Here is a 13,759-nt window from a genome sequence, read left to right as displayed (position 1 = left end):
AAAATAGGCAGCGTTATGCAATCTCGGCAGGGAACGCAATCACCTGATCAATCTTGACCTGATTCATCGCAACCATCAGCAAACGATCAATACCTAACGCAATCCCAGAACATTCAGGCATATTAGGCAAAGCTGCCAATAAATATTGATCGGTTGGAATGACGGCTAAGCCTTGTTGTGCGCGCTCTGCATTATCAGCTTCAAAGCGGGAGGCCAACACATCTGCATCTAGCAATTCATCATAGGCATTTGCCAGTTCCAGACCTTCGATATAGACCTCAAAACGCGCTGCGACCAGTTCACCCTCTTCATCCTGTTTCACTTTTGCCAATGAAGCCATTTCAGGTGGAAAATTAGTTAAAAATACGGGTGCATCGAAGCCCAAACTTGGTTCAACAAAGTGCGAAAATAACAAGTCCATATACCCCAGACGATCATCACCTAAATCAAGATTCAGACCGACACGATTAGCCGTATCTTTGAGTTGTTTTAAGGTTGCCTGCAACGGATTAATATCCAGACGATCCTGAAAGGCATGCTTATAACTGAGAATCACTGGACGAATTTCACCGAAACGGTGTGCCAAGCATGTTTCTAACAAGTCCGCAGTTTCATGCATCAGTGCCTTTAGATCCAGACCCGGACGATACCATTCCAGCATGGTAAATTCACTGTTGTGCTTACGCCCATGCTCATCATCACGGAATACTTTACAGATTTGATAGATTGGCCCACTACCACTGGCCAATAAGCGTTTCATTGGAAACTCGGGTGAGGTTTGTAAATATTGCGTATTTAATTTGCCATGAATATGACGCTGTACCTGCACTGAAGCCAAATGCACATCGGTCACACCCGCCTGAGATAGGACTGGGGTTTCCACTTCAAGTACTTCACGTTCAGCAAAAAACTGGCGGATTTTCTGATACATCGCTGCACGTGCTTTTAAGGCTTCAATGGAGCACGTTGGCTGATAGTTTTTCATCGTCTCGCTCATGCTTTTGGCCCACCATGTGCAGCCCATTCTCGGCGCAAAGGATAATTTTTTCGGAGTAAATCAAATGCGGTTTGCTCAACCTTGCCATCCTGAACACAAGCACGGAGTTGCTGATCATCCGCAGCAATATCATAAATCTGCGTGAGATGCTGTTTAAGCGCAGCTTTTAAATCCTGCTCAAAGTATTGTGGTACCTGTGGCAACTGGCTCTCAAAACGTTTTGTCACCTCATAAGCAAACGTCTGGCAAAAAGCCTCATAGATCATCTGCGTACCTCTGGCCTTGCCTTCCAGACTATAACCCGCAATATGCGGCGTCGCTAATGCCAATAAATCCAGTAATTGTTCTGAAATTTCTGGCTCGAATTCAAATACATCCAGCACTACTTGACGTTTGGTTGTTGGAATATCCTCCATCAAGGCCGTTTGCTCAACCACAGGCCCACGCGCACTATTGATTAAAATAGCGGATGGTTTCATTGCAGCAAATGCAGTCGTATCAAATAAATGCTGGGTTGGATAATCACCAGAGACAGTGAGTGGTACATGAATTGAGATAGCATCGGCGCGTTTTAGCAACGCATCAAAGGAAACATTTTCAATCCCCGCAAGTTGCACATAAGGATCATAACCAATCACATTCCAGCCCAATAGCTGCGCCATCACCGCCAGTCGGCTACCCACATTGCCAAGACCCACAATTGCTAAAGTGAAGTCCTTATTTTTCTCTAATAAATCAACATTTAAATGCAGCAAGGCAGTAATCACATATTCTGCCACCGCTTGTGCATTACAACCCGGTGCATTGCTCCAAGCAATGTTTTGTTGTTCTAAAGCCTGAATATCTAGATGATCAGTTCCAATTGTGGCACTGCCAACAAATTTAATTTTAGTCTGATCAATCAGGGCATGGTTCACTTTGGTTACCGAACGTACCAAGAGTGCGTCTGCATCCTGTACATCGTGATGCGTCAAGGTACGTCCTGCCCGATGCTGTATTTCTGCAAATTCCGCAAAGAAATAATCGGTAAATGCCAAATTTTCATCTGCGATAATTTTCATGCAGAATTTTCCCTCAATAGACCTGTGCTTATTATCCTTAGCCTGATCTGAATTGACAATTCATAAATGCAACTCTGATGAGATTCGCTGGCAGAAAACTGTCTTGATTGGTACACGCATGCGACATATTGCCAATTTACTGCAACATGTTTGGATTTATACTTAAGCTTTCTCCAGTCACTCCAAATCGCAATGACCCCCTACTCTCCTTATAAAGGCAAAAATGGCCTCAAACGGATTTTAAATGCAACGGGCTATTCACTGGCAGGCTTTAAAGCAGCGTTTAGCCATGAAGCAGCGTTTAGACAAGTCATTTTGCTCAATATCATCCTCATTCCGCTGAGCTTTTTTGTGCATGTCTCGGCTTTGGAACAAGCCTTAATGGTTGCGGTATGTCTGTTGGCGATTATTGTAGAATTATTCAATTCAGCCATTGAAGCCGTTGTTGACCGCATTTCACTTGAGAAACATGAGCTGTCTAAAAATGCCAAAGATATGGGTAGCGCTGCGCAATTTGTTTCTTTAGCCATTATCTTTTTCACTTGGACAATTATTTTATTTAAATAAACATTCAATATTTTGCGCATAAAAAAATCCCTGCATATGCAGGGATTTTTTTATCTAGACGTAGATGTAATTACATCATGCCGCCCATACCACCCATGCCACCCATATCTGGTGCAGCTGGTTTGTCTTCTGGGATGTCAGTAATCATGCATTCAGTTGTCAGCATCAAACCAGCAACAGAAGCTGCGTGTTCAAGTGCAGAACGCGTTACTTTAGCAGGGTCAAGGATACCCATTTCTAACATGTCGCCATATTCACCAGTAGCAGCGTTATAACCAAAGTTACCTTCACCCGCTTTAACTGCATTAATCACAACAGAAGGCTCATCGCCTGCGTTTGAAACGATTTGACGAAGTGGCGCTTCGATCGCACGACGTAAAATGTTGATACCTGCTGTTTGATCTTCGTTAGCGCCTTTTAAGCCATCTAACACATTTACAGCGCGTACTAATGCAACACCACCACCGGCAACAACACCTTCTTCAACCGCTGCGCGAGTTGCGTGAAGTGCATCATCTACACGGTCTTTCTTCTCTTTCATTTCAACTTCAGTTGCTGCACCAATTTTGATGACTGCAACACCGCCTGCTAATTTAGCAACGCGTTCTTGAAGTTTTTCTTTGTCATATTCAGAAGTAGATTCTTCGATTTGCGCACGGATCTGTTGAACACGTTCAGCGATTTGTGCAGCATTACCCGCACCATCAACGATCACAGTGTTTTCTTTAGATACCGTAATTTTGTGTGCAGTACCCAAATCTTGAAGAGAAGCTTGCTCTAAAGACATACCAACTTCTTCAGAAATGACAGTCGCGCCAGTCAAGATCGCGATGTCTTGAAGCATTGCTTTACGACGGTCACCAAAACCAGGTGCTTTAACAGCACATACTTTGATAATACCGCGCATGTTGTTCACAACAAGTGTAGCAAGCGCTTCGCCTTCAACATCTTCAGCGATGATAAGAAGTGGTTTACCTGTTTTAGCAACAGCTTCTAATACGGTAATCAATTCACGGATATTGCTGATTTTTTTATCAACAAGAAGGATAAATGGATTTTCAAGTTCAGCAGTAAGCGTATCTTGCTTGTTCGCGAAGTATGGAGAGATATAACCACGATCGAACTGCATACCTTCTACAACGTCTAAAGCGTCTTCGAAGCCAGAACCTTCTTCTACAGTGATAACACCTTCTTTACCTACTTTTTCCATCGCTTGAGCGATAAGTTTACCCACAGTTGTATCAGAGTTCGCAGAGATTGAACCTACTTGTTCAATTGCTTTGAAATCATCAGCAGGTTTTGCATTGGTACGGATATTTTCAACAACTGTTTTTACAGCGATGTCGATACCACGTTTTAAATCCATTGGGTTCATACCAGCAGTTACTGATTTGATCCCTTCATTTAAAATTGCTTGAGCAAGTACAGTTGCAGTTGTTGTACCGTCACCCGCGATGTCATTTGTTTTAGAAGAAACTTCACGAACAAGTTGAGCCCCCATGTTTTCAAACTTGTCTTTCAAAGAAATTTCTTTTGCAACAGTCACACCGTCTTTAGTGATGTGTGGCGCACTGAAAGAACGGTCGATTACAACATTACGGCCTTTAGGACCTAAAGTTACTTTTACAGCATCTGCAAGTACGTTAACGCCTGCAATCATTTTTGAGCGAGCTGAATCACCAAATTTTACGTCTTTAGCTGACATGTTAAACTCCGAATCTTTTTAAATACTGAATCTGATAATAAATTTGAGTTATGTGTCGATTAGCCTTCAAGCACAGCTAAGATATCTGACTCTTTCATAATCAAGAGTTCTTCACCACTTACTTTTACTGTTGTACCCGCATAAGTACCGAACAATACTTTGTCGCCAACTTTAACGTCTAAAGCACGAACGCCGTTGTCAGTGATCTGACCATTACCCACTGCAATTACTTCACCTTGAGATGGTTTTTCAGCAGCAGAACCTGGAAGTAAAATACCACCAGCCGTTTTAGTTTCTTCTTCTACGCGACGAATCACAACACGATCATGTAATGGACGAATGTTGCTCATAGTTAACTCCATCAGACTTAGTCTTATTGATTAATGTGTGTCACCAGTTCGTGGCAACACATATAAAATTTTGGTATGCCACTTTTTTGGGGATGAAAAAAATGGCTTCAAGGGGAAAATGAAAAAAAATTCTATTTATAGATGTTTTTTTAATCACAATAATGAAGTTATGCCGAATTAAACAACATTTTGTGATTTCACAAATGTTTTAACAGATTCATCAAACCAGTAATGCTCTATCAGACCGTCATCCGAAATCACATTAAAACTATTTGATAATCCAAAACGTAAACGCTTAGATGTGGCCGTTCCTGCATGAATATCCAGAATAGGATGATCAAATCCTAAATGAAAAATCTGATTGAGATCGTGTACTGCCACTTTATGTAAGTGACCATGCAAAAGACCGAACAAACCTGTTTTGCCCCATTGTTCTAAAGCAATTTTTCCCAATACGGGGCAGTCCTTATCGCCATGGTCATTTGGAAAGGTATAAAAAGGTTGATGGAATACCACGATTTTTATTTTATTGGCTGGCGCACTGTTCAACCGCTCATAAGTTTCATGAATCTGCTCCAGTGAAACATGTCCTCGGGTGTGATATCGCCGCCGAATACTGTTTACACCAACCAGATAGAAATGTTCAGTCTCCAAAGTGGTTTCCATGCGACCGAAAAAAGCCTGATAACGCACAAAAGGAGAAAAAAAACGGTTCCAGACGTGATAAAGCGGAATATCGTGATTGCCTGGCACCACCAGATAAGGAATCGACAGTGCATCCAGAAATTGACGGCAGGCATAAAACTGCTTAATACGCGCACGTTGTGTCAGATCACCGCTCACCACCACAGCTTCTGGACGATGCTGCTGACAAAACGCCTTGATCGCGTCAATACAAGCTTCACGCTCTGTTCCAAAATGCAGATCAGACAGATGTAATAACATTCGGAACCATCACTTTTAACGCAGATTTTTCGACTGCAAATTTTAATGGAGTTTGCATCTCCTTCAACTCCCCATCTAACGCAACCGTTAACTGTGGTTTTTTACACTCAACCAGTATATGTTCAGCACAAAATGAATAAACACCTGAAGCCTGATCGATTTTTCCCTGAATCAGTTTCCATAACATTTTCAATAAACTGAAACGATCACTTTTAGCCACCACCACGCCCGCCAGTTTGCCATTGGCAGCACATTCCGCAATTCTTAATTTCATGTCGCTGAGTTGCAACTGATTATTACCAAAGAAAATCAATGGTGTTGCGACTGGATATTTTTCCCCATCTACGCTCACGGAAAGCTTTAAGGATTTATGCTCACGCAGTAATACATCCAGCGCAGAGGTATAAGCATTTAAAGGAAGCCGTCCAAAATGCTGATTAAAACGTTCCCGTTTTTTAATAAATAAAGGATATAGCCCAAGACTGGCATTATTTAAGTAAATCTGGTCATTGATCGTGGCAATATGGACTTTTTGAATCGCGCCAGTTGCAATCACTTCTGCCGCCTCAAAAACATCTAGCGGGATATTCAAGACACGTGCGACATAATTAAAAGTCCCCAACGGAATAATGCCCATCGGAATATCGGTATGCATCAACTTTTTTGCCACCGCATTTAAAGTGCCATCTCCTCCCGCTCCCACCACAACACCGCGTGACGCAGTCTGTTGATGTCGAGCCAGCACCGTTCTCATCATGGCATCAAAATCAGTTTGAGAACTCAGCTCAAAAACCTGAATTTCGAATCCATATTGCGTCCAGAAGGTCATCAGACGCTCATATTCTTCATCTTGTTGTGCTGCATGAAAACCTGATTTTTGATTATAAATAATAGACAAAGGCTTTACATCGGGGGCCATAATTTTCAACCTTAAAGAAGATTACAGGCTTATTTTTGTTTACAAAATCAACAAATAATAGCTTGTTTATGTAAATTTTGAATGAGCTTCATTCATATAATCAATAACAATTCTCAAGAAATTTTAAAATATACTAAACACTTGTTTTTATTAAAAATTTATAACAAAAATAACATATATAAAAAAACAAAATAGCAAAATATAAAATGATTAAGTTAAGTAAAAACAATGCTTTAAAAACAAAAGTGGATTCCATGCTTTAGACCCCACCCTATTCTTTAGTCTTATATTTTTTATGATTTTATGCTTTAATACAGCCACTTTTTTTACTTCATCTGTCTTACTGTCATCCAGTAGATAGAACTTGTACGTTGTACACACTTTAAAAAGGCATCACCATGACCCAAGTGAACGCACCAGAATTCGTTCGTCACCCTAAGCTAATTGCATGGGTGGAAGAAATTGCAAAATTAACCAAACCAGCAAATATCGAATGGTGTGACGGAAGCGAAGAGGAATATCAACGTCTAATGGACTTGATGATCGCTAACGGCACCATGCAAAAGCTCAACCAAGAAAAACATCCTGGTTCTTATCTTGCAAATTCTGATCCTTCTGACGTTGCTCGTGTTGAAGACCGCACTTATATCTGTTCACAAAATGAAGAAGATGCTGGCGCAACAAATAACTGGGTTGCACCTGCGGAAATGCGCGCAAAATTAAATGGATTATTTGACGGCGCAATGGAAGGCCGTACCATGTATGTGGTTCCCTTCTCGATGGGTCCTTTAGGAAGCCACATTGCTCACATCGGTATCGAATTAACAGATTCGCCTTACGTTGCTGTCAGCATGACAAAAATGGCACGTATGGGCAAAGCAGTTTATGACGTGTTAGGCACAGATGGCGAATTCATCCCATGTGTACACACGGTTGCTGCACCGCTTAAAGATGGTCAAAAAGATGTTGCTTGGCCATGCAACAACGAAAAATATATCGTTCACTATCCAGAAACTCGTGAAATCTGGTCTTACGGTTCTGGTTACGGCGGTAATGCTTTACTTGGTAAAAAGTGCTTAGCATTACGTATTGCTTCTGCAATGGGTCGTGAACAAGGCTGGTTAGCTGAACACATGCTTATTTTAGGCGTGACTAATCCGCAAGGTGAAAAACACTACATCGCAGCTGCATTCCCTTCTGCTTGTGGTAAAACTAACTTTGCAATGTTGATTCCACCAGCTGGCTATGAAGGCTGGAAGATTGAGACTGTAGGTGACGATATTGCTTGGATCAAACCAGGTGAAGATGGTCGCTTATACGCAATCAACCCTGAAGCTGGTTTCTTCGGTGTTGCGCCGGGTACAAATACCAAAACCAACCCGAACTGTATCGCAACGATGCATAAAGATGTTATCTATACCAACGTTGCAGTGACTAAAGACGGCGAAGTATGGTGGGAAGGCCTAACTAAAGAAGTTCCAGCTGATCTTATCACTTGGAAAGGCCAACCATACGTTGAAGGCGAAAAAGCTGCGCATCCAAACTCACGCTTTACCGTTTCTGCGGGTCAATGCCCTTCGATTGATGCTGACTGGGAAAATCCAGCGGGTGTACCAATCTCTGCATTCATCTTTGGCGGTCGTCGTGCAGACACAGTGCCTTTAGTCTCTGAAGCATTTGACTGGGTTGATGGCGTTTATAAAGCTGCAACTATGGGTTCTGAAACAACTGCTGCGGCTGTTGGTCAACAAGGTATCGTTCGTCGCGACCCATTCGCAATGCTTCCATTTGCTGGTTATAACATGGCTGATTACTTCGGTCACTGGTTACAACTAGGTAAAGAAGTTGGCGCGAAAGCTGAAGCCGCTGGTAACAAATTACCAAAAATCTTCAACGTAAACTGGTTCCGTCGTGACGCTGAAGGCAACTTCGTATGGCCTGGTTTTGGTCAAAACATGCGTGTTCTTGAGTGGATCATCGATCGTTGTGAAGGCCGCGCTGAAGCGACTGAGACACCAATCGGTTATGTTCCAACTTACGAACAATTGAACTGGACTGGTATTGAGTTCTCTAAAGAACAATTCAACACAGTAACAGCGCAAGATAAAGACCAGTGGATCAAAGAACTTGAAAGCCACACCGAGCTATTTACTAAACTTGGTGATCGCTTACCTCAGGCACTTAAAGATCGTCAAAATGAATTATTAGCAGCTGTTAAATCTGCTTAATCTCTTTCGCCTCCCTCTTTAAAAGAGGGATTCAGAGAGAATGAAAAGGTCGCTTAGGCGGCCTTTTTTAATGGCTTTTCGAAATTTTCTATCAATCCCCTGCTTAGCTCTAACTATTCCCATTAAGCTTTAGACAAAATAAATTGCAAAGTTAACGAATATTAACAATAATTGTAATAATAATATTTCTCATTTACATGGTTGTAGGCATGAGTTCTTCTCCGCTGTTCAAACGCACTCCTCTATTTTTAGCAATCTCCACATTAGTCAGTATCAGCTCATATAGCCATGCACTTGATGAAGGATCGCAACAACTCCCAACAATTAAAGTTCAAGCTACTCAGGATGATAGTACCAGCGAAAAAACCAAAGCTTACACCATTAAAAATAGCTCAAGTGCAACCAAGCTCAACATTGAAGCCAAAGAAGTTCCTCAAACAATTAATGTTGTAACACGTCAACAAATTGATGATTTTGGCCTTACCAGCTCCCGTGACATTTTAAATAATACGCCGGGCGTTATCGTCAATTCATCTGAAACTGAACGCTCTGTGTATATGGCACGTGGTTTTGAGATTTCGAACATTCTGGTCGATGGCGTCGGCTTTCCTGCAAGCGCATGGAATTATAATGATACCAATCCAGATAGTTTCTTTTATGATCGCATTGAAGTCATTAAAGGTGCAGATGCATTAACCAATGCGTTTGGTGACCCGAGTGCAACCATTAACTATATTCGCAAACGCCCAACTAAAGAGTTTCAAGCCAATGCAGGACTAAGCTATGGCTCTTGGGACACCCAACGCTACGAAGCAGATGCTTCTGGCAGCCTCACACCAAGTGGCAATATTCGTGGTCGTCTTGCTGGCTTTGAACAAACAGGTGACTCACATTTAGATCGCTATTCTTCCGAAAAAAACGGAATTGCAGGCGTTTTAGAGGCTGATCTTACAGATAGCACCCTACTTACAGTGGGCGCCAGCCAAGAAAAAAACAAACCAAATGCCAACAACTGGGGTGCTTTACCCCTCATGGATTCCTCAGGGAAGCAGATCACTTATGATCGTTCTTACAACCCAAATCCAGACTGGGCATATTGGGACAACACTTCTCGAAATGCTTTCATTGAATTAAAACAAAAGTTTCTGGAAACATGGTCGGCTAATCTTAGCTACAACTACAATGAAAAAGAGCGTCAAAGCCAATTACTCTACTATTATGGCTATCCTAAAGCGGATGGCTCAGATGTAGATCTGACAGCTTGGGGTGGAACAGAACATAATAAATTACAAACTGCCGATTTTAACCTACAGGGTAAATTCGATCTTTTAGGGCGCGAACACGAAGCAATTGTGGGATACACTTTTTCTCAAAGCGAACAAAAGGATAAGCAAAAATCTGGAACAATCCTCGACAGTAATATCGGAACATGTACTCGTGGTACAGCCCCAAATAGCTATCCAACACAATGTACAACTGGCTGGGCAAGCTGGACACCAAACAATGTAACATGGAGTGCTTTAACGGATGCTGCGGATTACACCCAACGCAATCAGTCCGTTTATGCTGCAACACGCCTACATTTGACCAATGACCTCAAACTCACATTAGGTGCGAACTATGTTCAAGCCAAGAGTGAAGGCTCAAGTTATAGCTCACCAATGAATTATGATGAAAGCAAAGTATCACCATATGCAGGTATTACCTATAACTTTACCCCTGAATATACAGGTTATATGAGTTATACCTCGATCTTCCGCCCACAAACATCAGTGGATGAAACAACAGGAAAAGTAGCCGATCCAATCGAAGGTAAAAGCTACGAAATCGGGGTGAAAAGTGCATGGTTAGACAATAAGCTAACAGGCACACTTGCGGTGTTTAGAACTGAAGAAAATAATTATCCACTCAGACCGACAGATAGCCACCCGCTCAACCGTACGTCAGCAATCAGTGACTTACGTTCACAAGGTGTAGAAGTTGGCCTAGCTGGACAATTAACAGATCAAGTCAATGTTTCTCTCGGCTATACCCAATTTAGCCTGCAAGATCTGAAAAATGATGGCGCAGCACGAACCTACAATCCAACCCAAAGCTTTAATCTGTTAACCACCTACTCGCCTACCCAACTACCAAAACTGAAAGTTGGTGCAGGTCTAAAATGGCAAAGCAAAATCACACGCTTTGATCCAAGCTACAACACTTATCTCAAACAAAGTGATTACGCCTTGCTTAACTTAATGGCGAGTTATGAAGTCAGTCCAAACTTTAGCATTCAGGCCAATGCCGATAACGTTACCGATAAAAAATACCTGAACAGCTTCACTGATGGGCAGGCATTCTACGGAGAACCAGCAAACTATACCGTCGCCCTGAAATTTAAATACTAATAAAAAAGCCCTCTAAATCAGAGGGCTTTTTTATGAAAAGAATTAAGCGGCAACAGTTGTATGTGGTTTATTTGCCAAATACGCATCTAAACTTTCAATCTCGCTTTGCGCAAAGTTCAGACCAAGCTTAGAACGTCTCCATAAAACATCCTGACTGTTGCTTACCCACTCAAAAGCACATAAGTAGTCAACTTCTTTTGCATACAAGCCTTGACCAAAATGCTGTCCAAGCTGCTCAACCGAAGTTGCATCACCCAAAATATTCCAGATGCGCGAACCGTATGCAGATGCCCAACGTTTTGCTAAAGCTTCAGAAGCATCTGTAATTTGTGCGCGAATTTCTTTTGCCAGCTGTTCAGCCGACTCCATATTTTCACCACCCGGTAAAGCTTCTGTTGCAGTCCAGCTACCCTTCATTTCAGGGAAGAATGGTTTTAACTGCTGCATAGCAGACTCAGCCAACTTACGATAAGTTGTTAATTTACCGCCAAATACTGAAAGTAATGGTGCTTGATCATCCGACTCTTTAGACAGTGCTAAGGTATAGTCACGGGTAATTGCAGATGGATTATCAGACTCATCATCACACAATGGACGAACACCCGCAAAAGTCGACACAATGTCAGCTTGGGTTAACTGATTTTTAAAGTGTGCATTGCTCACTTTAATCAAATAATCGGTCTCTTCCTGTGTAATTTTCACTTGTGCAGGATCACCTTGATACTCACGGTCTGTCGTTCCAATCATGGTGTATTGATCCAGATATGGAATAGCAAAGACGATACGACGGTCATCATTTTGCATAATAAATGCTTTGTCGCCTTCATACAGTTTCGGCACGATGATATGGCTACCCTGAATCAAACGGATACCGTATGGTGATTTAAGCTGTAAATCCTGCTTGATAAACTGCGCCACCCAAGGACCAGCAGCATTCACCAAAGCTTTTGCTTTAATCTGGAATTGACCTTTTTCATTTTCCAGAACAACGACCCAATACTGCCCTTCACGTTGTGCTGATAAACAACGGGTACGTGTCACAATATCTGCACCTTTTTCACGGGCATGCATTGCATTGAGCACAACCAGACGAGCGTCATCGACAGCACAATCTGAATACTCAAAACCACGGGTAATTGCCGCATTTAAAGGGCTGTCTTCTTTAAAATAGACATTGTTTGAACCCAATAATTTTTCACGCTTACCAAGATGATCGTAGAAGAATAAACCTGTACGAATTAACCAAGCTGGTCGCAAATGCGGACGATGCGGCATGATAAAGCGCATAGGACGAATAATATGCGGTGCTTTTGCTAGCAATACCTCACGTTCAGCCAATGCTTCACGTACCAAGCGAAACTCTTTATGTTCAAGATAGCGTAGACCACCATGAATGAGCTTACTACTTGCAGAAGATGTATGGCTCGCCAAATCATCTTTTTCGCACAAGAAGACAGACAAACCACGTCCTGATGCATCAGCTGCGATACCAACACCGTTGATACCACCACCAATCACAGCAAGATCATAAATTTTGTCATTTAACTGAGGAGAAGTTTGCATAAATCACCGCAAATGTTCATTATTGTTCAATTACGAACATTTAAACATGTTAAATGAAAATAAACAATAAAAAATGAGCGCAAAAAACCCAATTTCTAAACATTTTTAGATAAATGGTCAAAAATGAAAAGTAAGACAATGCAAAGATGAAAACGATGGAAAGCTAGTGTTTATAAGAGAATCAGGATTATTTTAATAAAGTGCTCTTGAGCCAAAAGCCTTTAGCTCAAGAAAAGTAACAATTTTTCGAAAATGAAGATTTATTTTGCAATAATCAAACCAACATCCAGTTCCTGAATGGTTTTCATAAAGGCATCATTCGGTTGCTGATCGGTAAAAATACAATCCACCTGCTTGAGTGAACCTAAACGAATCATGGCATTACGACCAAATTTACTACTATCGGCAGCAAGAAAAACCTGACGTGCGCTGGAAACGATTTCTTGAGAAACGCAAACTTCCTGAAAATCGAAATCCAGTAAAGTCCCATCCTCTTCGATTCCACTGATCCCGACCAGTGCATAATCGGCTTTGAACTGTTTAAAAAAGTCCGCAGTCGCTTGTCCAATTACCCCACCATCTGGGCGAACACGACCACTGGCAATTAGAACTTCAAAGTCTTCTTTAGTACTGAGGATTTTCGCAACATTGAGGTTATTGGTAATAATCCGCAAACCAGTATGGTTTAACAATGCATGCGCAATTGCTTCGGTTGTGGTACCAATATTAATGAATAATGAAGCATGATCTGGAACGGCTGCAGCGACAGCGGCTGCAATCGTTCTTTTTTCTTCCAGCATATGGCCGACACGCATCGTATATTCAGTGTTCTCTACACTTGAATCATGCGCTGCGCCACCATGGTAACGACGTAATAACCCTTCATCCGCCAATTGATTAATATCACGACGGATGGTTTGCGGGGTAACATCAAAATGTTGAGCAAGCTCCTCAATACTGATATAGCCACGTTCTCTCACTAACTCGAGGGTTTTCTGTTGGCGCAATATCAAGCTCATGCTCATCCATCCTGT

Annotated in this window: 11 protein-coding genes; 3 read left to right on the top strand and 8 right to left on the bottom strand. The window is 41.8% G+C overall.

Annotated features, from left to right (window positions below; all coding sequences use genetic code 11):
* Positions 1-13: 13 nt before the first annotated feature.
* Complete coding sequence (gene epmA / locus EC846_RS14035) at positions 14-997, bottom strand: EF-P lysine aminoacylase EpmA (protein WP_123775534.1); 984 nt, start codon at positions 995-997, stop codon at positions 14-16.
* The gene (locus tag EC846_RS14030) at positions 994-2,058 is read right to left on the bottom strand and encodes a 4-phosphoerythronate dehydrogenase (protein WP_123775533.1); all 1,065 of its coding nucleotides are present in this window, start codon (positions 2,056-2,058) and stop codon (positions 994-996) included. The genes epmA and EC846_RS14030 overlap by 4 nt, the downstream gene beginning before the upstream one ends.
* Positions 2,059-2,250: 192 nt before the next feature.
* On the opposite strand from EC846_RS14030, the gene EC846_RS14025 reads away from it, so the two are divergent.
* Positions 2,251-2,625: a diacylglycerol kinase gene (locus EC846_RS14025; RefSeq protein ID WP_123775532.1), complete on the top strand. Its 375-nt coding sequence runs from the start codon at positions 2,251-2,253 to the stop codon at positions 2,623-2,625.
* A gap of 70 nt (positions 2,626-2,695) precedes the next feature.
* Here the strand turns inward: EC846_RS14025 and groL are convergent, their stop codons facing one another.
* The 4 genes from groL to EC846_RS14005 form a co-directional block, all read right to left on the bottom strand.
* Complete coding sequence (groL, locus tag EC846_RS14020; protein ID WP_123775531.1) at positions 2,696-4,330, bottom strand: chaperonin GroEL; 1,635 nt, start codon at positions 4,328-4,330, stop codon at positions 2,696-2,698.
* Between the two features lie 59 nt (positions 4,331-4,389).
* Positions 4,390-4,680, bottom strand: coding sequence for a co-chaperone GroES (locus EC846_RS14015; RefSeq protein WP_004652030.1), 291 nt, complete (start codon positions 4,678-4,680; stop codon positions 4,390-4,392).
* Between the two features lie 177 nt (positions 4,681-4,857).
* The gene (locus EC846_RS14010; RefSeq protein WP_069577560.1) at positions 4,858-5,625 is read right to left on the bottom strand and encodes a metallophosphoesterase family protein; all 768 of its coding nucleotides are present in this window, start codon (positions 5,623-5,625) and stop codon (positions 4,858-4,860) included.
* Entirely contained in the window at positions 5,606-6,544 is a 939-nt protein-coding gene (locus EC846_RS14005; protein ID WP_123775530.1) for a diacylglycerol/lipid kinase family protein, read from the bottom strand. Before EC846_RS14005 ends, EC846_RS14010 begins: the two co-directional genes overlap by 20 nt.
* 398 nt (positions 6,545-6,942) lie before the next feature.
* On the opposite strand from EC846_RS14005, the gene EC846_RS14000 reads away from it, so the two are divergent.
* A complete protein-coding gene (locus EC846_RS14000) occupies positions 6,943-8,772 on the top strand; it encodes a phosphoenolpyruvate carboxykinase (GTP) (protein ID WP_005259074.1) in 1,830 nt (609 codons plus the stop codon).
* A gap of 197 nt (positions 8,773-8,969) precedes the next feature.
* Positions 8,970-11,162: a TonB-dependent siderophore receptor gene (locus EC846_RS13995; protein ID WP_123775529.1), complete on the top strand. Its 2,193-nt coding sequence runs from the start codon at positions 8,970-8,972 to the stop codon at positions 11,160-11,162.
* 42 nt (positions 11,163-11,204) lie between these two features.
* On the opposite strand, the gene glpD is transcribed toward EC846_RS13995, so the two are convergent.
* Together glpD and EC846_RS13985 are read right to left on the bottom strand one after the other, a co-directional pair.
* Positions 11,205-12,725 (bottom strand): glycerol-3-phosphate dehydrogenase, encoded by a 1,521-nt coding sequence (glpD, locus tag EC846_RS13990; protein ID WP_123775528.1) that lies wholly within the window; start codon positions 12,723-12,725, stop codon positions 11,205-11,207.
* A gap of 260 nt (positions 12,726-12,985) precedes the next feature.
* Positions 12,986-13,744, bottom strand: a complete 759-nt coding sequence (locus EC846_RS13985) for a DeoR family transcriptional regulator (RefSeq protein WP_004770366.1) — start codon at positions 13,742-13,744, stop codon at positions 12,986-12,988.
* Positions 13,745-13,759: the final 15 nt, after the last annotated feature.

The sequence above is a fragment of the Acinetobacter sp. BIGb0102 genome (assembly GCF_003815055.1).
Taxonomy (GTDB): domain Bacteria; phylum Pseudomonadota; class Gammaproteobacteria; order Pseudomonadales; family Moraxellaceae; genus Acinetobacter; species Acinetobacter vivianii.
Note: the sequence above shows the minus strand (reverse complement) of the source record. Positions and strands in the feature narration are given on the sequence as shown.